Source organism: Streptomyces spiralis, assembly GCF_014654675.1.
Taxonomy (GTDB): domain Bacteria; phylum Actinomycetota; class Actinomycetes; order Streptomycetales; family Streptomycetaceae; genus Streptomyces; species Streptomyces spiralis.
Genome location: NZ_BNBC01000004.1, coordinates 191,332 through 211,933, shown reverse-complemented (window position 1 = coordinate 211,933; position 20,602 = coordinate 191,332). Strand labels below are relative to the sequence as shown.

Sequence of the window (20,602 nt, the reverse complement as noted above, 5' to 3'; positions counted from 1 at the left end):
TTCCACCTGAGCCGCGGGAAAGGCACCCATGACCAGTCCACCGCATCTGGCCGCACAGCTGGCCGTCAACGTGCTCGACGCCCATTCACTGCTGGCCGCATTCGGCGTGCTGGGCGTCGGCGTGGTGATGTTCGCCGAGACGGGACTGCTGATCGGGTTCTTCCTGCCGGGCGACTCCCTGTTGTTCACGGCGGGCCTGCTGTGCACGGGTACGGGGGACCAGACGGTGAAACTGTCCCTGGCACCGCTGCTGATCGCGGCGGCCGTCGGCGCGCTGGCCGGGGCGCAGTTCGGATACCTGCTCGGCCGGAAGGCGGGGGGAGCGCTGATCGCCCACAGCCGTTCCCGGCAGCTGCACGAGGGGGTGAAACGCGCCGAGGAGCTGCTGGAGCGGTACGGGCACGCCAAGGCCGTCGTCCTGGCCCGGTTCATTCCGGTGGTGCGGACGGTGCTGAACCCGATGGCGGGCGCGCTGGAGGTCCCCGTGCGGACCTTCACGCTGTGGCAGGTGACCGGCGGCCTGGTCTGGAGCGTCGGCCTCACCCTCGCGGGGTACGCACTGGGCTCCTCGGTCCCGAACGTCGACCGATACCTGTTGCCGCTGGTCGCGTTGATCGTCGTCGTGTCCCTGATTCCCCTTCTCGTCGAGATGCTGCGCGCCCGTCAGGGCGCCGACGCACGAGGAGGAAACAAGTGATCCTCGCCTTCGACGGGTCCTCCATCGACGGCTCCGCCTACTCGGACGTGGTGCGCCTCGCCCGGCACTCGCCCGGCTGGCTGGACGACACGGTCTCGGCCTGGTCGACGTACGGGCTGGTGGTGTTCGCGCTCCTGGCCGCCTTCGGCTGGTGGCGGGCCCGGCGCTCGGGAGCCGTCGCCGCGGTGACGGCGCTGGCGGTGCCGGTGGTCGTCGTCGTGGCGTACGGCGTCGACGCCGTCGTGAAACTGGCGGTGCGCGAGGACCGGCCGTGTCAGAGCCTGCACGTGAGGACACTGGAGGCGTGTCCGGCGCCCGGTGACTGGTCCTTCCCCAGCAACCACGCGGCCATCGCGGCCGCGGCTGCCGTCGCCCTGGTGTTCGTCTCGCGCCGTCTCGGCTCGGCCGCGGTCGTGGCCGCGTCGGCGATGGGGGCATCCCGGGTGTGGGTCGGCGCGCACTATCCGCACGACGTCCTGGCCGGTCTCGTGGTCGGTGCCCTGGTGGCGCTGGTGGCGATGCTCGCAGCGCGGCGGCAGTCGGAAACCCTGGCCCGGTGGCTCGCCGCCAGGCGCCTGGGTGCTCTGCTGCTGACCTCATGAGTCCTTGAGAGGTGGCGGAGGATCATGCGCCCCAAGATCCTGGTGGTCGAGGACGATCACGCCCTGCGGGACGTGCTGCGCCGGGGGTTGTACGACGAGGACTTCGAACCGGTCCTGGCCGCCGACGGCGCCACCGCTCTGCGGCTGGCCAGGGCCGACATCGCGGCGGCCGTGCTGGACGTCGGCCTGCCCGACGCGGACGGACGGGACGTGTGCCAGGCCATGCGCGCCAACGGCTTCCTCGCCCCCGTGATCTTCCTGACCGCCCGGCATCAGCTCACCGACCGCCTGTCCGGGTTCTCCGCCGGGGGCGACGACTACCTGCCCAAGCCCTTCCACCTCGCCGAACTCGCCGCCAGGCTGAGAGCCGTACTCAGACGGACAGCCACCACGACGGTGACCTCGGCCGGTGACCTGGTCCTGGACGCGGTGGACCACAGCGTGACCGTCCACGACATCCGCGTCACCCTGTCCCCCACCGAGTTCCGGCTGCTGGCCACGCTGGTCGCCGCGGACGGGACCCTGGTACGCCGCCGCGACCTCGTGCGGGCCGGCTGGCCCGAGGGCGCCCAGGTCAGCGACAACACCCTGGACCAGTACCTGAGCCGGCTGCGCCGCAAGCTGCGTGAGGCCGGCAGCGGCCTGACGATCGGCACGGCGCGCGGAATCGGACACCGCCTGTCATGAGCCGTCCCTTGCCGGTCCTGCGGTGCCTTGCTCCGCGCACCCTGCGCGGCCGCCTCTCCCCGGTGGCGCTGACCGCCGCCGCCCTGCTGATGACGATCCTGACCGTGGTGTTCAACGCCGTGATGGACCGGCACCTGCAGCACCAGGCGGACGACGAACTGCGCAACCGGGCGGCAGCGGTGGCCACGACCGTCGACACCACCGGACCCCGGGTGCGCGTCCTGGAAACCGTCAACGACCGCCTCCTCGACGCGAACGTGTGGATCTACGCCGGAACTCGTCTCCTGGAGAAGCCGCCGTCCGCCACGGCCGGCAGCCCACCGACGCAGGCCGCCGACCGGCTGGCCGCGCAGCGGAAGCACGCCTGCGCGACCGTCGATGCCCACGGTCGCGGGCCCGTCCGGCTGTGCGCCCAGCCCCTCCCCGGTCGCCGCACCGGCGCCACCGTTGTCACCGCCCTGGACCTGACTCCGTACCGCAGTTCGGCCGACACCCTGCTGGTGGGGTCACTCATCCTGGACGCCGTGATGCTCGGCTCCACCTACGTACTCACACGGCTGTCCGTCGGCCGGGCACTGCGCCCGGTGCGGACGATGACCGACCAGGCCACGCAGTGGAGCGCCGTGGGCTCGGACGAGCGCTTCGGTACGGAGGACCGCCCCGCCGAACTCGCCCGTCTGGGTGCCTCCCTGGACGCGCTCCTGGACCGCATACGCACCGTCCTGCGCCACGAACAGCAGCTGACGGGAGAGCTGTCCCACGAACTGCGCACACCGCTCACCCGGATCATCATGGAACTCGACTGGTGGCGGGCACGCCCCCGCACGGACGCCGAGACCAGCGCCACCCAAGCGGTGATCGCCGAGGCCGCCCGGTCCATGCGCACCATCTGCGACACACTCCTGAACGACGCCCGCGAGAACGCGCTGAATCCGGCAGCGGTTCCCGGGACAACGGACGTGGTGCCCGTCCTGGACCGCCTGCTCCGGTGCCTCGACAGAGCGGACCAGGTGAAGACCGCGGTGGAGACGGAAGCACAGGCGCTCGAGGCAGGTGTTGCGCCCGCTCTCGTCGAGCGCATCCTCAGCCCTCTGCTCGCCAATGCCGCCCGATACGCCCACTCCCGCGTGACCGTGTCCGCGCGACGCGTCCCCGGCGCCGTACGGATCGACGTCGTCGACGACGGCCCCGGTGTGCCGGAGACGTTCGGGGACGAACTCTTCCAGCCCGGCCGGCGCGCCGATCCCGGTGACGGGCACGACGGCGCGGGCCTCGGGCTGCCGCTCGCGCGACGCCTGGCCCGCGCCGTCGGCGGTGAGGTGTCCTACGACCCCCGGCACGCGCCGGGAACCCGGTTCACGGTCAGCCTGCCCGCCGGGTGACCTGATCCTGCTCCTCCCTCGCCGGCCGGGCGGCGGAGCGGCCGTGATCTCCGCCCGTGGCACGAAGTGCCCGAATGCGCCCTGGACCCGTACCGTGCGGCAGTTCAGGCCGCGTGCCGGCCGGCAGGCTCAGGCTCGTTGACGTCCTTGCGCGTCACGCTCAGGTACACGACCAGGCCGAGGATGACGGTCAGGAACAGCGCGCTGGTGATCACGGTGCCCAGGCCCAGCCCGCCGTCTCCGGTGGGCTGGGAAAGGTAGTCGCCGATCGAAGCGCCGAGGGGACGCGTGAGGATGTAGGCGATCCAGAAGCTCCACACCGCGTCCAAGCCCAGCGCGAAGTGCGCGATGCCCACGGCGGCGATGGCAGCCGCGAACAGGACGGCGGACAGCCAGTAGCCGAGATCCATGCGCTCGGAGACCAGGTCGCCGGCCGCGGTGCCCAGAGCGAAGGTGAACAGCACCGCGAGCCAGTAGAAGGACTCGCGGCTGGTGGTGTCGATGCTGTGGATGGACAGCGTCCGCTCACGCCGGTACCAGACGACGAACACGACCGCGAGGACGATCGCGAACACCGTCGTACTCGTCTCCAGCGGCACCCCCATGTTGTCGGTGAGGTTGTCACTGATCAGGGTGCCGACGACGCTGATCAGAGCCACGGCAAGCCAGTACACGCCGGCCCGGTACGCCGTCGTACGGAACTGCACCACCAGCACCACGGCCAGCAGCGCGCTCATCAGCACCGACACACCGGTCAAACCCAGACCGGCCTTCTCGTTCAGCAGATCGGCCGCGGTCTCGCCGACCGTCGTGCACAGCACCTTGATGATCCAGAAGTAGAGGGTGACCTCGGGCACCTTGTTCCAGCGCAGCCGGTGCCGCGCCGCAGCGGCAGGACCAGCAGCCTCGGTGATCGCGGATGTCTCAGACGTTTCATAGGTCATGGCCGACGACCGTGCCACCGGACACCTGAACGCATCCTGACTGCTCGCGCGGCACCCCGCACACCACGCCTCCTGCACCAGCAAGCATGGGCACCGTGAGGACACTCGGACCTGCGCGTTCGCGAATGTCGGTGACGGTCGACGGGGCGCGTCATCCCGTACCGCAGCACCTGGTCAGGGCCTGCGAGCGCGGGCTGCTGCGCCCCGGGGGCTGAGGACCGCCTGCCGTGCGCAAGCCGGTCGGCGGTCTCGTTCCCCACGGTCTCCGCCGAGGCTCACCGCCGGAGCGGGTCGAGCCGGCTTCGACGACCCGTCACAGGCCCACGTCGCGGCTGCGGATGTCCTCCAGGGACTCCCGGCGGACGAGGAGGCGGGCGAGGCCGTTGCGTACGGCGACCACGGGCGGGCGGCCGACGAGGTTGTACCCGGAGGCCATGGACAGGTGGTACGCGCCGGCGACGGGCACGGCGAGCAGGTCTCCGGGGTGTGTGTCGGCGGGGAGTTCCACGTCGGTGGCCAGGACGTCGCCTGCCTCGCAGTGCCGGCCCACGACGGTCGCCCGCGCGCGGTCCGCGCCGCTGTGCCTGCCCACCAGTCGGGGGGCGTACCGGACGCCGTAGAGAGCCGGGCGCGGGTTGTCGCTCATGCCGCCGTCCACGGCCACGAACACGGTCTCGCCCGTCCGCTTCACCGAAAGGACCCGGTACAGGGCGATCCCGGCGGGGCCGACGATCGCGCGCCCCGGCTCGATGATCAGGCGGGGCACCGGCAGGCCGGCCGTGGCGCAGGCGTCGGCGAGTTCCGTGCGGACCCTGCGGGCCAGCGCCGTCAGGTCCAGGGCCTTCTCGCCGGGTCGGTAGGCGATGCCGTGGCCGCCGCCGAGGTCCAGTTCGGGCAGGACCAACCCGTACTGCTCGTGCAGCCGGGCCATCAGGCCGACCATCCGCCGCACAGCCACGAGGTACGGCTTGACGCTGGTTATCTGCGAGCCCAGGTGGCAGTGCAGGCCGGTGAGTTCGAGTTGCGGCTGGTCGAGGACGCGGGCAATGGCGTGCTGGGCGTAGCCGTCGCTGATCGACAGGCCGAACTTCTGGTCGTCCGTGCCGGTGCGGATCTTGTCGTGGCCGCCCGCGCTGACGCCCGGCACCACACGGACCATCACTTTCTGGTGTCCGTGCGGGCCGACGGCAGCGGCCAGCCGTGCGATCTCCGACGGACTGTCGATGACGATGCGTCCGACGCCCAGGCGCAGGGCGGCGCCCAGGTCGCGTGGTGACTTGGCGTTGCCGTGCAGCACGATGTGCTCGGGCGGGAAGCCGGTGGTGACGGCGAGTTCGAGCTCGCCCGCGGAGCAGACGTCGAGACCGAGGCCCTCCTCGTCCATCCAGTGGGCCATGGCCCGGCACAGGAACGCCTTGGCCGCGTAGAGGACTTCGGCGTCGGGGAAGGCGTCCCGGTAGGTGCGGCAGCGGTCGCGGACTTCGGCCTCGTCGAGGACGTAGACGGGCGTGCCGAAGCGGTCGGCCAGCTCGGCGAGCGGTACGCCGCCCACGGCGAGGTCGCCGCGTGGGGGCTCGGTGGCGGAGGCCGGCCACACGGACAGATCGGCCGAGTTGGCGGCGGTGGGTTCGTGAACCGTGGTCATGGTGTCTGCCCCTCTCAGGCGGTCCGCAGCGCGGCGGTGGGTGCCGAAGCGGGGACCGTGGATGTGACCGCGGTGACCGGCGCGGGGGCCGGGGCGGTGAACTGCGGGTCCACCGTGAGGGTGGAGACGCCCAGCGGCGCGGTCAGCGCGCGCAGGGCGGGCTCGGCGAGGCGGATCCACGCCTGGCCGGGGCCGAGGGTGGCGGTGAGCCGGTGCGCGGAGGTGAAGCCGACGGCCGTACGGTCGCCGAGCGGGGTGCGGAAGAGCCGGACCACGCATCCGGAGGGACCCGGCCGGACCGGGACGTACAGGGGTCCGGCCGGGAACCGATCGGAGGGTTCGGGGTCGTCGTCGTACAGGAGCTCTGTCATGGCTGCCTTCCGAAGGACCTGCGTGCCGTGCGCGGCGCAGCGATCTGGAATGCCCGGGACGCGGGGAGGCGGACCGGGGCTCGCCTTCGACGTTATGCCCGGTCTTCCCCGGTTCCGGTGTGCCCTGACGGGACGCTGACGACGTTCCGGACGACTTTGACGGGATGCTGACAGGGTTGCTCCGAGGTCGGGAACGGGCCGTCAGAAGGGCGCCAAGAACTGCTGTACGACCTGTTCGAGAGCCTCGGAACGGAGGTGAGATGGAAGCGGTTCCGAACAAGGATCACCGGCCGGGAGGTCTCGGTCGGCGTGTGCAGAACGGTGAAGCCGATGTCCGATTACCGCCCGCCCTCAGCAGCCCGCGTCGTGGTGGGAGTGAGTGGCTCGCTGGGCAGTCTCACCGCCCTTGGCCAGGCCGCTCGCGAGGCCCGCTGCCGGGGTGCCGAGCTCTGGCCCGTGCTGACCTGGGAGCCGCCCGGTGGCGATCTGGCCGCCCGCCGGTCCCCGGTCGCGGCCGGCATGGTGGAGGAGTGGGAGCGGCTGGCGTCGGAGAGGCTTGTGGGGGCGCTGCGTGAGGTGTTCGGCGGCACGGACACCGGCATCTCCGGTCAGGCACTGGTCGCACGGGGTGTCCCGGGGCCGACGCTGGTCCGGTTCGCCGACCGGGAGAACGACATCCTCGTGGTCGGCGCGGGACGGCGCAGCCGCCTGCACCGCGCGCTGTCGCCATCGGTCAGCCGCTACTGCCTCGCCCACGCCCCCTGCCCCGTGCTCGCGGTGCCGCCGTCTCCGCTGCAGACCGCACTGGCCGGCCTGCCGAGCAGGCACCTGCCGCGTCCGTCGTAGGGGCGTTCGATCACGGCATCACCGGCAGGCCGGCCGCTGTCGAGACTGCGCAACACGCCCGGTGCCGATGCCAGTTCTGTCACGCCGGCCCTCGAGACGTCTGCATCACCACCCTGATCGCGGGCAGGAAGCAACGTCATCATGCGGCTTCGCGCGAAAACCGCTCGGTGTAGTCCGTAACCGGTACGGGTACTCCGGGGGCCGGACGCGGGCATCCAGGCATGCCCGTACCGGCTGGGATCGACGCACTCGGCGTCAGGCACATGGAGGCAAGATGATCAGCCACCAGCACGTGACCGAGCAGGTCGCGTCTCGGGCCCGGCTCATCGACAGCACGGTGGCGACGAAACCGTCGCCACCGTGCTGTCGGACCGGGTCGCCGGCTCGGCAAGCGCAACGAGAGCGGCTGCGTCAGGTGCGCGGGTTCGCGCAGACGGACGGCGGCTTTCGGTTGACCCTGCAGACCGCTCCATCAAGGTGATGACCGCGCTCGTCCGCGACATCGCCGAGCGTAGCTACGACACCGTCGTGGCGGTCGGAGCCGGAGCCTGACCTCCCCCGGACGTCGGCAGAGCAGCCGACGGGCCCGGCGCGCCCCGAACCGCTCCCGGCATCCCCTCGCGACACACCGAAGAGGAAGCACAGCCGTGAACCAGCCACAGCATCCCGCCGAACAGCACCCCCAGCCCGACTTCCCCTCTCAGGAGCAGCCGCATCCGGGGTGGACCGGGCCGATGGACCCGCCTCCGGACCACGGTGAGAAGTCCTACCGGGGCAGTGGTCGGCTCGAAGGACGCAAAGCCGTGGTCACGGGTGGGGACTCCGGCATCGGGCGCGCGGTGTGCCTGGCCTTCGCACGTGAGGGAGCCGACGTCCTGTTCTCGCACCTGGACGAGGAAGCGGATGACGCGAGGGAGACCGCCCGCTGGGTGAAGGACGCCGGGCGGCGTGCGATCCCGGTCTCCTGCGACATCCGCGAGGAAGCCAACTGCCGGTCCCTCATGGATCGGGCCGCAGATGAGTTCGGCCGCGTCGACGTCCTGGTGAACAACGCGGCTTATCAGATGTCCCAGCCGGAGGGCATCGAGGCCATCTCCACCGAGCAGTTCGACCGGGTGCTTCGCACCAACCTCTACGGCATGTTCTGGCTGACGAAATTCGCCCTGCCGCACATGCCCGCCGGCAGCAGCATCATCAACTCCACCTCCGTGCAGGCGTACAAGCCCAGCCCGCACCTGCTCGACTACGCCATGACCAAGGGCGCCATCGTCACCTTCACCCAGGGGCTGGCCCAGATGCTGATCGACCGGGGCATCCGCGTGAACGCGGTCGCGCCCGGCCCGGTGTGGACGCCGCTGATCCCGGCGACACTGCCGGACACGGTGAAGTTCGGCAAGCAGGCGCCGATCGGCCGGCCCGCGCAGCCGGCGGAAATGGCCCCGGCCTACGTCTTCCTGGCCTCCCAGGAGGCATCCTTCATCACCGCGGAGATCGTCAACGCCACCGGTGGCACACCGCTGCCGTGACACAGGGTTCCGACGCCTCCCCGGACCGGCTCGACGCGCTCGTCCTGGGCGACGTCCGGAGCTGGTCGCGCGGATGGAAGGCAGAAGGTGATGCCGCCGCCGGGGCTGCGTCCGACCGGGATCGCGCGGACCTCCGTGGAGGTGTGGCACGGCAGCGGTGCCCGTGGGCGCTCCGGGTCGGTCGCCGTGACGATACGGACCCAAGCGCTGCCCGAGCACCTCACGTGCATCGGAAGGACGTCACATGGCCGCGGCAAACGTGGCGGCGATGGCGGTGTCGACACGGGCGTGGACCACCAAGCGGGTGCAGTCGGTGTCCGCCTCCGCCTCGAGGATGCGCCGCGCTGCGGCGCTGTGGGTGGCCACAGACACCAGGACGCCGAGAGGACCGCACAGACGGTGGGCCTGAAGAGCCACGCCGACCGCCGCGTCGCCTGGAGCGGGCTCGTCCAGAACGATCACGACGGGAGTCGGCCTGTGCGCGCGGACCAGGTCGCTGATCGCCTGGGCCAGTACGGGCCGGTCGTCCCTGCCGGGATCACCGTCCACCGTGATGACGAGCACCCCCTGCTCGACCCCGTAGGACAGCATCACGCCCCGATTCTCCGCTCGGCTGTTCTGCCTGTTACGCGAATACCCGCGGCGGGCCGTGTGATGCGCGGGAACCGCTGTGGGCAGGACCCCGGCTTCCTCCGGTCCGGGAACGGGTGTAAACCCGCGGCCGGGTGTGAACCCTCGGTCGGGTGTGAACCCGCGGCCGCCGATCACTCGGGGCGGAATGGGGGATTCATGAGCGACGAGGGGAGTCGGCCGTGCAGCGCATCCCGCCCGAGGGGACCTCGGAGATCTTGTTCATCGGCAATGCCACCCTGCTGATCCGCTACGGAGAGCTGACGCTGCTGACCGATCCGAACTTCCTGCACCGCGGACAGTTCGCCCACCTCGGTTACGGGCTGGTCTCGCGCCGGCTGACCGAACCGGCCATCGACGTGGCGGAACTGCCCCACGAGGACTTGGACGCCGTGGTGCTCTCCCATCTGCACGGCGACCACTTCGACCGGGTGGCCCGGCGCGGGCTGGACCTGGGCCTGCCGGTCGTGACCACCCCGCACGGCTCCCTCCTGCTGAAGCGCCTGTTCGGCTTCCGTGGCGCCACCGGCCTGCGCACCTGGCAAAGCCACACCCTGCGGCACGGGGACTCCTCCGTACGCATCACCTCGCTGCCCGGCCGCCACGCACCCGGCCCGGTGCGGGCCCTGCTGCCGCCGGTGATGGGCAGCCTGCTGGAGTTCGGCGACCGCTCGGGGGAGATCCGGCTGGTTCTCCATCTCTCCGGCGACACCCTGATGTACGACGGCCTGCGCGAGATCGCCGAGCGTTACCGGGACATCCATCTGGCGGTCCTGCACCTGGGCGGCACGACCCTGCCCGGAGGCCTGGTGGTCACCATGGACGCCGAACAGGGCGCCGACCTCCTCGACCTGCTGCGCCCGCGGCGGGCCCTGCCCGTTCACTACAACGACTACACGGTCTTCCGTTCCTCACTCGAGGACTTCCTCGCAGAGGCCGGGCGCCGCGGCCACGACGCGCGCCTGGTGAGGTGCGCCCCGGGCGAGCGGGTGACCGTCGGCGCCGAAGCCACCGCCTGACGGGCATGCCGAGGAACGGGAAAGGGTGCACGATGCGTCCGAGGGGCCGCTCCACCAGCCCTCGGGCCCCAGCCCGAATGGTCGACGGCCAGGTCCGCTTCAGTCCCGCCGCCTCCCCGTGACTCCCCCACGGCACAACAGCACCAGAGCCCCGTCACGATGAGCGGCCGCAACCAGGCACCCTTGAGCCGATGATCAGCCTGCACGTTCCATCCCTCCCTCCCCGGCCCACGCAGTCGGCGCCGGAGATCATCGCGTCCGCGTGCAGCGCCTCTTGCGCCCCGACCGGGCGACGGCGGGCAGGGGCCCGTGGGGGCCCTTGCGCGGCGATGGCGGGCTTCATGCCAGTGCGTTGACTACCGCCGTGAACAGGCGCGGCAGACAGGCGGCCGCCGGCACGATGCGGGGGGCGAGTGCGGGCCGTTGACGGGCGCCGACCAGCAGCTCGGTCAGGAGCCGGTGGCGCCGGGTCGCTCGGCTCCAGTCGGTCTCGTAGCGGCTCGGTGTACTGCGGCGCAGGTTGGCGACCAGGGCCTCCGCGCCGGTGAGGGCGAGGGAGAGGCCCTCACCGGTCAGTGCGTCGATGTATCCGGCGGCGTCACCGACGAGCAGTACGCGCCCGTGGGCGCGAGTGCGGGCTTTTTGTCGCAGCGGTCCGGCGCCTCGCACCGCGGTTACGGCCTTTTCCGGAGGAAGGCGGGCCGCCAGTGCACGGAAGCTCTCCAACTGGGTGGTGAAGGGGGCTCGCTGGGCCGTGAGCAGGGCGACGCCGACCAGTTCGGGGCCCAGCGGGGTGACATATGCCTCCGCGTGCTGTCCCCAGTGCACTTCGACGTACGGCGACCAGGGCGGCACCGCGTAATGCCGGCGCAGCCCGTACCGCGGTACCCCGCGGCTCTGTGCCTGCAGGCCGAGGGAGCGGCGCATGGGTGAGTGGAGGCCGTCGGCGGCGACCAGCCATCGGGCGCGCAGCCCTGTGCCGGGGATGCTCACGCCGGTGGCGTCCTGCCGTACGTCTTCCACCCTCATGCGCAGCACGGGCACCCCCGCGTCCAGCACGGCCTGGTGCAGGGCGTTGTGGAGGTCGGTGCGGCGCGCGCCGAGACCGGGGCCGTGCCGGAACACGGCCTGGACCTGGCGGAGTCCCTGGACATAGCGGATGCCGGTGATGGGGTGACCCGGGACGTCCAGGCCCAGGCGGGCGAGGGCGCGAACGGCGCCGGGCATCAGGCCCTCACCGCACGCCTTGTCGACGGGCGCCCGACGTGGCTCGGCGATGACGGTGTCGAGACCGGCGCGTGCGGCGTGGAGGGCGGTCGCGAGGCCGGCGGGACCGCCTCCGACGATCACCAGGTCGTGGCCGCCGCTCACGCCGGCTCCGCTTGGGTGAGGGCCGTGTTCTCGCAGCGGACACGGACGACGAGCAGCATCGCGTTGGCGACGGTGAACACCGTGGCGGTCAGCCACGCGGAGTGCACCAGGGGCAGGGCGGCGATCTCCACGACGACCGCGACGTAGTTGGGGTGGCGCAGTAAACGGTAGGGGCCGGCGCCGACCAGGCGTGCCCCGGGGACGACGATGACCCGGGTGTTCCAGTACGGTCCGAGTGTGGTGATGCACCACCACCGCAGGGCTTGGGCCGACACGGCGAGCCCGAGCATGGGCCAGCCCAGGGCGGGCAGGAACGGCCGGGCGGCGAGCACGGGTTCGAGCAGGCAGCAGGCCAGCAGGCTCGTGTGCAGGGCGACCATGACCGGGTAGTGGCCACGGCCGTGCTCCACACCGGCGCGGGCCCGGGTCCAGGCCGCGTTTCGCCGGGCGACGAGGAGTTCGGCGACACGTTCGGCCGCGACGGCCAGGACGACAAGCGTGTACCAGGGCATGAGGATCACTCACCAGCGCAGCAGGACGAGTTCGGAACAGAATCCCGGCCCCATCGCCAGCAGCACCCCCCAGGTGCCGGGATCGGGACGGCGGGCTTCCCGGATGGTCTGCAGGATGTGGAGGACGGAGACCGAGGACATGTTCCCTGCTGTCGCCAGTGAGGACCACGCGGAGTCGAGGGCATCGCCGCGCAGGCCGAGGGCGTCTGCCACGGCGGAAAGGACCCTTGGGCCTCCCGGATGGCACACCCAGGTCCCGATGTCGTCGGCAGTGAGGCCGTACTCGGCCAGAAAGGCACGCACGTGCCGGCCGAAGTGGTCCCGCACGACATCGGGGACACCGGCGTCGATCACCACGCGGAACCCCCCGGCGCCGACGACCCATCCCAGGAGCCGTTCGGTGTCCGGGTACAGGTGGCTGCGCGTGGCGACCACCGATGGCCCGGCCGTCCTCAGCGCCTCGCCGCCGCTGCGGTTGCCACCACCGCGATCGCCGCGTGCCACGAGTGCTGCCGCACCGTCACCGAACAGGGCGCCCGCGACGAGGTGGGCGCGGGAGTCGTCGCGCCGTTGCAGCGTCAGCGAGCACAGTTCGACGGTGAGCAGCACAGCGGTGTCGTCGGGATGCCCGCGCAGATAGTCGTGCACCCGGGCGAGGCCGGCGGCGCCCGCCACGCAGCCCAGGCCGAACACCGGAAGCCTCTTGACGTCAGGCCGCATCCCCATGCGGCCGGCCAGCCGGGCGTCGAGCGACGGGGCGGCCACGCCGGTGATGGAGGCACACACCAGCAGGTCGACATCGGCAGGCGCCAGCCCCGCCTCCTTCAACGCACGGGTGAGGGCCTCCTCGCCCAGTTCAAGGCCCGCCGCCATCCAGGCGTCATTGCACTGCCCGAAGTCGCCGAGAGCGGCGTACCGCTCGATCGGCAGGGCGAGATGACGCGTGCGCACACCCGCAGAGGCGTGCAGGCGGCGCAGCAGGGCGCGGTCCGCCCCCGGCGGCAGGCACAGGTCGCCGATCGCCTCGGTGAGCTCCTCCTGTGCGTAACGGTAGGGCGGCAGCGCCGTACGCACGGCGGCGACCGTGGTCGCCGCGGCGGGCACGGCTGCCCGGCACGACGCGGTAGGCGGCGTGGAAGGAACACGGTCGACGATCACAGGAACACGCATGTCGCTCATGCCTTCCTCGTCCTGGACGCCGCATTACCTTGCAGAGGTGTCTCTCCACCCATCTGGGGTTCTCTCCCGCACCACGACCCGCCTCCCGGCGCTGCTGCGTTCCTGCCATCTGGAGCCGGCGGTCGCCGTGACGGTGTTCGTGACAGCCCTGGCCGTCGCGGCGGGCCGCGGGGCGGTGGGGTCGGCGGCAGTCGCCGCGGCCGTGCTGACCGGTCAGCTCTCCATCGGCTGGTGCAACGACGCCGCCGACGCACAGCGCGACACCGCCTCCGGGCGCCGCGACAAGCCGGCGGCCACCGGAGAACTGCCGCCCCGCATGGCGGCTGCCGCGGCCGGGACAGCCCTGGCCCTGTGCGTGCCGCTGTCACTGCTGAGCGGCGCCGCAGCAGCAGCGGCCCACCTGTCGGGCGTGGTGGGCGGCGGATGGGCCTACAACCTGCGCTTGAAGCGCACAGTGCTCTCACCGCTGCCCTATGCCGCGGGCTTCGGCTCGCTGCCGGCCTTCGTCACCCTCGGTCTGCCGTCACCGTCCGGGCCCGCCTGGTGGGCGGTGGCGGCGGGAGCGTTGCTGGGTGTGGGCGCGCACCTGGTCAACGTACTTCCGGACATCGAGGCCGACCTCGCAACCGGTGTGCGGGGGCTGCCGCAGCGGCTGGGCCGTCCGGCCTGCCGCTGGCTGGCCCCCTTCATGATGCTGGCGGCCGTGGGAGTGCTCACCGTCGGACCGCCCGGGGCGGTGGCGGCCTCGGATTGGGTCTTGGCAGCGGCGGCCGGGATCATCTCGATCGCCGGTACGGCTGTGCCGTCCCTGGCCTACAGCCGGTGGCCGTTCCGGTCGGCGATCGCGGTGGCCGGCATTGCGGTGGCGCAACTCCTGCTTCGCGGCTCGGACCTGGCCTGACCCGGGGCCCGCGACCCCATTCGGTCAGCCGTGGGACGCCGGGCTCCCCCGCACGCCACCAGCGAGGCGTTCAGCCGCATGGTGCATGTCTTCCAGCGGCACCTCGGCGAACGCCACGAAGACGGTGACGGCCCGCCGCATTGATCTCTTCCCCTGGTTCGTCATCATGTTCGCGATTCTGATCGTGGCCCTCGTCGTCATGCTGCCGAAGACCAGGCACCGTTGACCTTCGCGGAACCCAAGGAGCTGCTGCTGCGGCGTGTACGTCCGTGACACACATCGGCTGTTTGCGGGCGGCGCGGTGAGAAGCGAAGTACCGCGACGGAGAAGCTGGTTCGCCTCCGTGCGGCCAAGGGGGCGCAGCACCGGCCTGGCCTACGGCAGGGTCCGATCCTGTTGACCGTCAGGAGGCCACGCGGTGGCGGAGGGCGTCCCGGGCTCGGTCGAAGGGGCCGAGGACGGGCGCGGCCAGTTTGTTCGCTGCCTCATTATTGACCCAGCGGTGCGGCCGGGTCGGCGCGTACGCCTGGGTGAGCTTGACCTCTGCGCCCAGCATCCGCAGCCGAGGCGCGCTCAGGGCCGTGCGCAGAGCGGCGAACTCCTCTCGTTCCTCCCGCGCCGCATGCCGGGCGACCGCACGACGGGCCTCGTTCAGCCGCCGCAGGTACCCGCGGCCATTCGGGCCGGTATGCCACAGAGCCACCAGCAACTGCTTCGCCTGCTTCTCCTCATGGCGGCGGCGGGCGGCCAGTTCGCGGCCGTGCTGCAGCGCCCGGCGCGCGACCGGGTGGACGTGGGCCTCCTCGGCGGCTTCATGTACGGCCAGCAGGCGCATCAGCCGCTCGAAGTTCCGGCGGCGCAGTGGCCCCGGCAACGCAGCGCGCAGGAAACCGATCTTGATCTGCCGGTGCTGGCGGGTGAGCACCTCGACGGCATCCTCGCTGCCCAGCTTTCGTGCGACTGTCAGAGGCCACGCGGGAGCCTTCCCGGCTTTTGTCGCGGCCTTCGCGGTCAGCAGCGGCTTGGTCGCCGCGGTCAGTGCTGAGGACGTGCTGATCATTCCCATAGGTCCTCCTCACTCCTGTCTCACAGGTCGTGGGTACCCGGGTCCATCGCTGTCATCCGCTCCCGGAAGGCTGCCCGTCTCACCACAAGAAGGCGGTGGGAGCCGCCCATCAACCGACGCCCGGCTGATCGTTTGTCTCCAGCGCAGCGTTTCGCCGTTGGACGGCCGGGCACACGGTGCACGTGGTCTCGTACGCACCGGAGCAGCGCATTCGCGTTCCGGCGCTGGCAGCCGGTTGGGTGACTCAGACGTTTGTCCACTGGCCCTTCCGGTCGGACGAGGTCCGGCCACTGGTGCCCGACGGGCTGGTCCTGGACGAGTACGACGGCGCGGCCTGGGTCAGCTTCACGCCGTTCGTCATGACCGATCTGCGACCTTCGGCCCTGCCGACTGTGGTCCCGGGCCTGCCCGCGTTTCCGGAGACGAATCTGCGTACATACGTCCGGAGCCGGGACGGCTGTCGTGGAATCTGGTTCCTCTCCCTGGAGGTCGGCTGCCCGTTGATGCTCGCCGCCCGTGCTGTCGGAGTCCCGTACCACCCCGGCACAGTGAGCGTGTCCCGCCAGGAGGACCTGGTCCGGTACGCGGGCTCCCGGTGGGGCGGCGGCGCCTCGTACGAGATGGCCGTCCGGCTCGGCGAGCCGATCACCCCAGCTGAGAGGGACGAGTGGCTGACCTCTCGATGGCGCGCGTACACACAGCGCCTCGGCATCATCTGGGAGACGCCGGTCGAACACGAGCCCTGGCCGCTGCGCGCGGCCGCAATCGTGGATCTCCAGGAGAATGTGACCTCGGCCGCGGGGCTGCCTCGGCCGCACGCGGAGCCCCTTGTGCACTTCTCGGAAGGAGTCCGGCGGGTGCGTTTCGGCCTCTCACGGCCGGTAGGACGCGCCGCGCGACGGCGTTGAGGGGTGCCGTTGCACCACCGGCCTCACGTCGGCCGTCAGGACGGCGCGTTCGTCATCGAGAGCCGCCGGACGCCGAGCAGGCACTTGCCGCATCCGTCGTAGGGGCGTTCGATCACGTCGTTCAGGTCCGTACCGCGCAAGGCTTCTCCGTTTCGAGGGCGCAAGGTACGGAGACTTGGCGGCCACCCCCAGGACGATCCCGGTCAGCCGAGGAAGCTCAGCCGCACCTGGCGGTTGGGGTTGTCCTTGTTGGTGTCCACCAGGCAGACCGACTGCCAGGTGCCCAGGGCCAGTCGGCCGCCGAGGACGGGGAGGGTCGCGTGGGGCGGGACGATGGCGGGCAGGACGTGGTCGCGGCCGTGGCCGGGGCTGCCGTGGCGGTGCTGCCAGCGGTCGTCGGCGGGCAGAAGGGTGTGCAGGGCGGCGAGGAGGTCGTCGTCGCTGCCCGCGCCGGTCTCGATGAGCGCGATCCCGGCGGTCGCGTGCGGCACGAACAGGTTCAGCAGGCCGTCACGGCCGTCGGCGGTCTCCCGCAGGAACGCCTCGCAGTCGCGGGTGAGGTCGATGACCGTCTCCCGTGAGCCGGAGGCGACGTTCAGCACTCGGGTGGTGAAGGCATGTGACATGCCCCCATCCTCCTTGATCCCGGGAAGATCCCCGCTCCCGGCACGGTTGAGGGCTGACGTGGACAGTACACGCGAGGTCGAGGTGGTCGTCGTAGGCGCCGGTCAGGCCGGGCTGTCGGGCGCGTATCACCTGCGGCGCACCGGGTTCGAGCCGGACCGTGACTTCGTGGTGCTGGACCACTCCCCCGGTCCGGGCGGCGCCTGGCAGTTCCGGTGGCGGTCCCTCACGTACGGCAAGGTGCACGGGATGCACGCGCTGCCGGGGATGGAGCTGACGGACGCCGATCCCGCGCGGCCGTCGTCCGAGGTCATCGCCGAGTACTTCGCCGCCTACGAGCGCGCCTTCGACCTGCGGGTGCGGCGCCCGGTGGACGTACGGGCCGTACGGGAGGGCACCGCGGGTCGACTGCTCGTGGAGACCTCGGACGGTGTGTGGTCGACGCGCGCCCTGATCAACGCGACCGGCACCTGGGACCGGCCGTTCTGGCCGAGGTATCCCGGCCAGGAGAGCTTCCGCGGGCGGCAGCTGCACACCGCCCAGTACGCCGGTCCCGAGGAGTTCGCCGGGCAGCGGGTGATCGTGGTCGGCGGCGGCGCGTCCGGCACCCAGCACCTGCTGGAGATCGCGCCGTACGCGGCCGCCACCACCTGGGTGACCCGGCGCCCGCCGGTCTTCCGCGACGGTCCGTTCGACGAGAACCTGGGCCGGGCCGCGGTCGCGCTCGTCGAGGAACGGGTGCGGCAGGGACTGCCGCCCCGCAGTGTCGTCTCGGTCACCGGACTGCCGCTGAACGACGCCGTCCGGCAGGGGCTGAAGGACGGGGTGCTGGACCGCCGGCCGATGTTCGACCGGATCACACCGGACGGGGTGGAGTGGAAGGACGGGCGGAGCGTCACGGCCGACGTCATCCTCTGGGCGACCGGGTTCCGGGCCGCGCTCGGTCACCTGGCACCGCTCGGGCTGCGCGAGCCGGGCGGCGGCATCCGCGTCGAGGGGACCCGGGCGGTCGGCGATCCCCGGGTCCATCTGGTCGGCTACGGCCCCTCGGCGAGCACCATCGGCGCCAACCGGGCCGGACGCGCGGCCGTACGGGACATCCGGCGGCTGCTCGCGGCGGAGGAACCGGCCGCTGCCGCCTGACGCGGTGTCTCGGAGGCCTGAGGCCGAGGCCTGCGGGCGCCTCGGAGGCCTGAGGCCGAGGCCTGCGAGTGTCTCGAGGGCCTCGGGGCTCCGGCGCCTCGGTCGGCTTCGTCAGCCGGACGGCTCCAGTTGGGCGTCCTGGTTCATGGGCTCCCGTTCGGCGTCCCCGTTCGCCGGCCCCAGCCGGGCGTCCCGGCGGACCAGCCCCGCATAGCGCCCGTCGAACTCGAGCAGTTCCTGGTGGGTGCCGCGTTCGGCCACGCGCCCGGAGTCGAGGACCACGATCTGGTCGGCGCCTTGGACGGTGGACAGGCGGTGCGCGATGGTGAGCGTGGTCCGGTTGGCTGACAGGGCGTCGATGGCCTCCTGCACGGCCGCCTCCGTACGGGTGTCCAGGGCGCTGGTGGCCTCGTCGAGGATCAGGACGGGCGGGTCGCGCAGGATGGTGCGGGCGATCGCCAGGCGCTGCTTCTCGCCGCCGGAGAACCGGTGGCCGCGCTCGCCGACGACGGTGTCGTAGCCGTCGGGCAGGGCCGCGATGTGGTCGTGGATCTGGGCCGCCTTCGCCGCGGCCCTGAGTTCCTCGTCGGTGGCGTCCGGCTTGGCGAACCGCAGGTTCTCGGCGACCGAGGCGTGGAAGAGGTACGTCTCCTGGGAGACGACGCCGACCGCGCGGGCGAGCGTGTCGAAGTCGAGGTCGCGCACGTCGACCCCGTCCAGGGTGACGCGGCCGCCGGTCACGTCGTACAGCCGGGGCACCAGGTAGCCGAGGGTGGACTTGCCCGCGCCGGTCGGGCCGACGATCGCGAGGCTGCTGCCCGCCGGGACCGTGACGTCGATGCCGTCGAGGATGGGGCTGCCCTTGTCGTCGTAGCGGAAGGCCACGTCCTCGAAACGGACCTCGCCCTTGACGCGGTCGAGGCGGACCGGCCGCTCGCGCTCGGTGATGTCGATGGGCAGGTCCAGGTACTCGAAGATGCGCTGGAAGAGCGCGAGGGAGGTCTGGATCTGGACGCCGGTCGCCAGCAGGCTCACGGCGGGGCGGAACAGGCCCTGCTGGAGCGAGACGAAGGCGACGATCGTGCCGAGCGAGGCCTGCGGGCCGCCGAACTGGAGGGCGAGACCCGCGGTCCAGTAGATGACCGCGGGCATCGCGGCCATGACGATCGTGATGACGGCCATGCGCCAGCGGCCGGCCATGTTGGACCTGACCTCGAGGTCGACCAGACGTTCGGACTCCTCGGCGAAGCCCGCCGTGAGCGAGTCGGAGCGGCCCATCGTGCGGCCGAGCAGGATGCCGCTGACCGAGAGCGACTCGGTGACCGTCGCGGCCATCGCGGCCATCTGCTTCTGGCGCTGGGTGGTGATCTTCTTGCGCTCGTTGCCCACCCGGCGGCTGATCCACACGAACACCGGCAGCAGGAGCAGCGAGACGATCGTGAGCCGCCAGTCCAGGGCGATCATGGCGATGATCGTGGCGACGACGCTGGTGACGTTGGAGACCAGGGAGGTCGCGGTGGAGGTGACGGTGGCCTGCATGCCGCCGATGTCGTTGGCGATGCGGGACTGCACCTCGCCGGTGCGGGTGCGGGTGAAGAAGGCGAGCGACATGCGCTGCAGGCGGCCGTAGACGGCGGTGCGCAGGTCGTGCATGACGCGCTGGCCGACGGTCGTGGAGATCAGGGTCTGCAGGACCCCGAAGACGCTGGTGAGGACGGCGCTGAGGATCATGCCCGCGGCGAGCAGGCTCAGCAGTCCGGTACGGCCCTTCGGGATCGCGACGTCGAGGGTCTCCTTGAGCAGGAAGGGCGTGGCGACCGAGACCAGCGAGGAGGCGCCGACCAGCAGGCCGACGATCGCGAGCCGGCCCCGGTAGGGGCGGAACAGCCGCAGGATGCGGCGGACCTGCCGCGGCTGGTCCTTGGCGTCGGGGGGCGGGGTCCAGGTGGGTTGGCGGTCGGGATGCATGGGCTCCTACGGGGGTGGGCGGGCGCCTGCCCTGGCGTGCGGCAGGCGACGACTGACGGATCCTAGCTCATTGTTACCTATGCTCATAATGAACCTGGTCCTGATATTGTTCCCGCATGACCAGCCCCGACCCCGACGGCCTCCTCGCCGAGCAGTTGCTGCGGCTCACCCGGAGGGTGCACCGCATCCAGAAGCGCCATCTGGAGGAGCGCGCCCTGGGCATCACGCCGGCCCAGTCCCGGCTGCTGCGCACCCTCGCGCACTTCGGTGAGCCGCCGCGCATGGCGGACCTCGCCGCGGCCCTGGAGGTCGTGCCCCGCGCGGTGACCACGCTCGTGGACGCGCTGGAGGCGAGCGGCAAGGTGCGCCGGGTTCCCGACCCGGTCAACCGCCGGGTGATCCGCATCGAACTCACCGACGACGGGCGAGCGGCCCTGCGAGAGCTGCGCAGTGCGCGCCGGGCCGCCGCGGCGGAGATCCTGGCACCACTGACGGGCGAACAGCGCGAGGCGCTGGGCGGGTTGCTGGACACACTGGTGGGCGCGGCACCGGCCCAGGGGCGCGGCTGCTGAGACACCGGG

General features: G+C 71.7%; 22 protein-coding genes. 12 read left to right on the top strand and 10 right to left on the bottom strand.

Annotation, left to right across the window (positions count from 1 at the left end; translation table 11 throughout):
* Nucleotides 1-28: 28 nt before the first annotated feature.
* Genes IE318_RS06860 through IE318_RS06845 form a run of 4 tightly spaced genes read left to right on the top strand, consistent with a single transcriptional unit; the run spans nucleotide 29 to nucleotide 3,368 of the window.
* Nucleotides 29-697 carry a DedA family protein gene (locus tag IE318_RS06860; RefSeq protein ID WP_189897549.1) on the top strand — a complete coding sequence of 223 codons (669 nt, stop codon included), beginning with the start codon at nucleotides 29-31 and terminating at the stop codon, nucleotides 695-697.
* Entirely contained in the window at nucleotides 694-1,299 is a 606-nt protein-coding gene (locus IE318_RS06855; protein ID WP_189897547.1) for a phosphatase PAP2 family protein, read from the top strand. Before IE318_RS06860 ends, IE318_RS06855 begins: the two co-directional genes overlap by 4 nt.
* Before the next feature lie 24 nt (nucleotides 1,300-1,323).
* Nucleotides 1,324-1,986 (top strand): response regulator transcription factor, encoded by a 663-nt coding sequence (locus tag IE318_RS06850; protein WP_189897544.1) that lies wholly within the window; start codon nucleotides 1,324-1,326, stop codon nucleotides 1,984-1,986.
* Nucleotides 1,983-3,368, top strand: coding sequence for a sensor histidine kinase (locus IE318_RS06845; protein ID WP_189897541.1), 1,386 nt, complete (start codon nucleotides 1,983-1,985; stop codon nucleotides 3,366-3,368). The genes IE318_RS06850 and IE318_RS06845 overlap by 4 nt, the downstream gene beginning before the upstream one ends.
* 104 nt (nucleotides 3,369-3,472) lie before the next feature.
* Here the strand turns inward: IE318_RS06845 and IE318_RS06840 are convergent, their stop codons facing one another.
* From IE318_RS06840 to IE318_RS06830, 3 genes are all read right to left on the bottom strand, one after another.
* Nucleotides 3,473-4,312 (bottom strand): COG4705 family protein, encoded by an 840-nt coding sequence (locus IE318_RS06840; protein WP_189897540.1) that lies wholly within the window; start codon nucleotides 4,310-4,312, stop codon nucleotides 3,473-3,475.
* 313 nt (nucleotides 4,313-4,625) lie between these two features.
* Entirely contained in the window at nucleotides 4,626-5,957 is a 1,332-nt protein-coding gene (gene lysA / locus IE318_RS06835; RefSeq protein ID WP_189897538.1) for a diaminopimelate decarboxylase, read from the bottom strand.
* A gap of 14 nt (nucleotides 5,958-5,971) precedes the next feature.
* On the bottom strand, nucleotides 5,972-6,328 hold the full coding sequence (locus tag IE318_RS06830) for an SAV_915 family protein (RefSeq protein ID WP_189897536.1): 357 nt from the start codon (nucleotides 6,326-6,328) through the stop codon (nucleotides 5,972-5,974).
* Nucleotides 6,329-6,658: 330 nt separating this feature from the next.
* Here IE318_RS06830 and IE318_RS06825 point away from each other — a divergent pair, with 330 nt between their 5' ends.
* Together IE318_RS06825 and IE318_RS06820 are read left to right on the top strand one after the other, a co-directional pair.
* On the top strand, nucleotides 6,659-7,174 hold the full coding sequence (locus IE318_RS06825) for a universal stress protein (RefSeq protein ID WP_189897534.1): 516 nt from the start codon (nucleotides 6,659-6,661) through the stop codon (nucleotides 7,172-7,174).
* A gap of 647 nt (nucleotides 7,175-7,821) precedes the next feature.
* On the top strand, nucleotides 7,822-8,700 hold the full coding sequence (locus tag IE318_RS06820; protein ID WP_189897532.1) for an SDR family oxidoreductase: 879 nt from the start codon (nucleotides 7,822-7,824) through the stop codon (nucleotides 8,698-8,700).
* A 240-nt stretch (nucleotides 8,701-8,940) separates the two neighbouring features.
* Here IE318_RS06820 and IE318_RS06815 read toward each other — a convergent pair whose 3' ends face one another.
* On the bottom strand, nucleotides 8,941-9,291 hold the full coding sequence (locus tag IE318_RS06815; RefSeq protein WP_189897722.1) for a hypothetical protein: 351 nt from the start codon (nucleotides 9,289-9,291) through the stop codon (nucleotides 8,941-8,943).
* A 221-nt stretch (nucleotides 9,292-9,512) separates the two neighbouring features.
* On the opposite strand from IE318_RS06815, the gene IE318_RS06810 reads away from it, so the two are divergent.
* A complete protein-coding gene (locus IE318_RS06810; protein ID WP_189897529.1) occupies nucleotides 9,513-10,349 on the top strand; it encodes an MBL fold metallo-hydrolase in 837 nt (278 codons plus the stop codon).
* Between the two features lie 339 nt (nucleotides 10,350-10,688).
* On the opposite strand, the gene IE318_RS06805 is transcribed toward IE318_RS06810, so the two are convergent.
* From IE318_RS06805 to IE318_RS06795, 3 genes are read right to left on the bottom strand one after another with little or no spacing between them, the layout of a single operon-like run.
* The gene (locus tag IE318_RS06805; RefSeq protein WP_189897527.1) at nucleotides 10,689-11,720 is read right to left on the bottom strand and encodes an NAD(P)/FAD-dependent oxidoreductase; all 1,032 of its coding nucleotides are present in this window, start codon (nucleotides 11,718-11,720) and stop codon (nucleotides 10,689-10,691) included.
* Entirely contained in the window at nucleotides 11,717-12,232 is a 516-nt protein-coding gene (locus tag IE318_RS06800) for an isoprenylcysteine carboxyl methyltransferase family protein (protein WP_189897524.1), read from the bottom strand. Before IE318_RS06800 ends, IE318_RS06805 begins: the two co-directional genes overlap by 4 nt.
* 9 nt (nucleotides 12,233-12,241) lie before the next feature.
* Nucleotides 12,242-13,402 carry a type III polyketide synthase gene (locus IE318_RS06795; RefSeq protein WP_189897719.1) on the bottom strand — a complete coding sequence of 387 codons (1,161 nt, stop codon included), beginning with the start codon at nucleotides 13,400-13,402 and terminating at the stop codon, nucleotides 12,242-12,244.
* Between the two features lie 46 nt (nucleotides 13,403-13,448).
* On the opposite strand from IE318_RS06795, the gene IE318_RS06790 reads away from it, so the two are divergent.
* Complete coding sequence (locus tag IE318_RS06790; protein WP_229903381.1) at nucleotides 13,449-14,312, top strand: UbiA family prenyltransferase; 864 nt, start codon at nucleotides 13,449-13,451, stop codon at nucleotides 14,310-14,312.
* 85 nt (nucleotides 14,313-14,397) lie between these two features.
* Nucleotides 14,398-14,538: a hypothetical protein gene (locus tag IE318_RS06785; protein WP_189897522.1), complete on the top strand. Its 141-nt coding sequence runs from the start codon at nucleotides 14,398-14,400 to the stop codon at nucleotides 14,536-14,538.
* 177 nt (nucleotides 14,539-14,715) lie between these two features.
* Here IE318_RS06785 and IE318_RS06780 read toward each other — a convergent pair whose 3' ends face one another.
* Nucleotides 14,716-15,372 carry a hemerythrin domain-containing protein gene (locus IE318_RS06780; RefSeq protein WP_229903380.1) on the bottom strand — a complete coding sequence of 219 codons (657 nt, stop codon included), beginning with the start codon at nucleotides 15,370-15,372 and terminating at the stop codon, nucleotides 14,716-14,718.
* A gap of 215 nt (nucleotides 15,373-15,587) precedes the next feature.
* Between IE318_RS06780 and IE318_RS06775 the strand changes: the two genes are divergently transcribed.
* Nucleotides 15,588-16,286 carry a YqjF family protein gene (locus IE318_RS06775; RefSeq protein WP_189897712.1) on the top strand — a complete coding sequence of 233 codons (699 nt, stop codon included), beginning with the start codon at nucleotides 15,588-15,590 and terminating at the stop codon, nucleotides 16,284-16,286.
* Between the two features lie 203 nt (nucleotides 16,287-16,489).
* Here the strand turns inward: IE318_RS06775 and IE318_RS06765 are convergent, their stop codons facing one another.
* Nucleotides 16,490-16,912 carry a secondary thiamine-phosphate synthase enzyme YjbQ gene (locus tag IE318_RS06765; protein WP_189897520.1) on the bottom strand — a complete coding sequence of 141 codons (423 nt, stop codon included), beginning with the start codon at nucleotides 16,910-16,912 and terminating at the stop codon, nucleotides 16,490-16,492.
* 58 nt (nucleotides 16,913-16,970) lie between these two features.
* Between IE318_RS06765 and IE318_RS06760 the strand changes: the two genes are divergently transcribed.
* Nucleotides 16,971-18,053 carry an NAD(P)-binding domain-containing protein gene (locus IE318_RS06760; RefSeq protein WP_189897518.1) on the top strand — a complete coding sequence of 361 codons (1,083 nt, stop codon included), beginning with the start codon at nucleotides 16,971-16,973 and terminating at the stop codon, nucleotides 18,051-18,053.
* A gap of 111 nt (nucleotides 18,054-18,164) precedes the next feature.
* On the opposite strand, the gene IE318_RS06755 is transcribed toward IE318_RS06760, so the two are convergent.
* A complete protein-coding gene (locus IE318_RS06755; protein ID WP_189897516.1) occupies nucleotides 18,165-20,021 on the bottom strand; it encodes an ABC transporter ATP-binding protein in 1,857 nt (618 codons plus the stop codon).
* A 116-nt stretch (nucleotides 20,022-20,137) separates the two neighbouring features.
* Between IE318_RS06755 and IE318_RS06750 the strand changes: the two genes are divergently transcribed.
* Nucleotides 20,138-20,593 carry a MarR family winged helix-turn-helix transcriptional regulator gene (locus IE318_RS06750; RefSeq protein WP_189897514.1) on the top strand — a complete coding sequence of 152 codons (456 nt, stop codon included), beginning with the start codon at nucleotides 20,138-20,140 and terminating at the stop codon, nucleotides 20,591-20,593.
* The last annotated feature ends 9 nt before the right edge of the window (nucleotides 20,594-20,602 follow it).

Excerpts from the sequence above, each read along its gene's own strand:
- IE318_RS06795 (WP_189897719.1), bottom strand. The coding sequence starts at position 13,402 with ATGCGTGTTCCTGTGATCGTCGACCGTGTTCCTTCCACGCCGCCTACC.
- IE318_RS06830 (WP_189897536.1), bottom strand. The coding sequence starts at position 6,328 with ATGACAGAGCTCCTGTACGACGACGACCCCGAACCCTCCGATCGGTTC.
- IE318_RS06860 (WP_189897549.1), top strand. The coding sequence starts at position 29 with ATGACCAGTCCACCGCATCTGGCCGCACAGCTGGCCGTCAACGTGCTC.
- IE318_RS06850 (WP_189897544.1), top strand. The coding sequence starts at position 1,324 with ATGCGCCCCAAGATCCTGGTGGTCGAGGACGATCACGCCCTGCGGGAC.
- IE318_RS06840 (WP_189897540.1), bottom strand. The coding sequence starts at position 4,312 with ATGACCTATGAAACGTCTGAGACATCCGCGATCACCGAGGCTGCTGGT.
- IE318_RS06755 (WP_189897516.1), bottom strand. The coding sequence starts at position 20,021 with ATGCATCCCGACCGCCAACCCACCTGGACCCCGCCCCCCGACGCCAAG.
- IE318_RS06765 (WP_189897520.1), bottom strand. The coding sequence starts at position 16,912 with ATGTCACATGCCTTCACCACCCGAGTGCTGAACGTCGCCTCCGGCTCA.
- IE318_RS06800 (WP_189897524.1), bottom strand. The coding sequence starts at position 12,232 with ATGCCCTGGTACACGCTTGTCGTCCTGGCCGTCGCGGCCGAACGTGTC.
- IE318_RS06845 (WP_189897541.1), top strand. The coding sequence starts at position 1,983 with ATGAGCCGTCCCTTGCCGGTCCTGCGGTGCCTTGCTCCGCGCACCCTG.
- IE318_RS06785 (WP_189897522.1), top strand. The coding sequence starts at position 14,398 with ATGTCTTCCAGCGGCACCTCGGCGAACGCCACGAAGACGGTGACGGCC.
- lysA (WP_189897538.1), bottom strand. The coding sequence starts at position 5,957 with ATGACCACGGTTCACGAACCCACCGCCGCCAACTCGGCCGATCTGTCC.
- IE318_RS06825 (WP_189897534.1), top strand. The coding sequence starts at position 6,659 with ATGTCCGATTACCGCCCGCCCTCAGCAGCCCGCGTCGTGGTGGGAGTG.
- IE318_RS06780 (WP_229903380.1), bottom strand. The coding sequence starts at position 15,372 with ATGATCAGCACGTCCTCAGCACTGACCGCGGCGACCAAGCCGCTGCTG.
- IE318_RS06750 (WP_189897514.1), top strand. The coding sequence starts at position 20,138 with ATGACCAGCCCCGACCCCGACGGCCTCCTCGCCGAGCAGTTGCTGCGG.
- IE318_RS06815 (WP_189897722.1), bottom strand. The coding sequence starts at position 9,291 with ATGCTGTCCTACGGGGTCGAGCAGGGGGTGCTCGTCATCACGGTGGAC.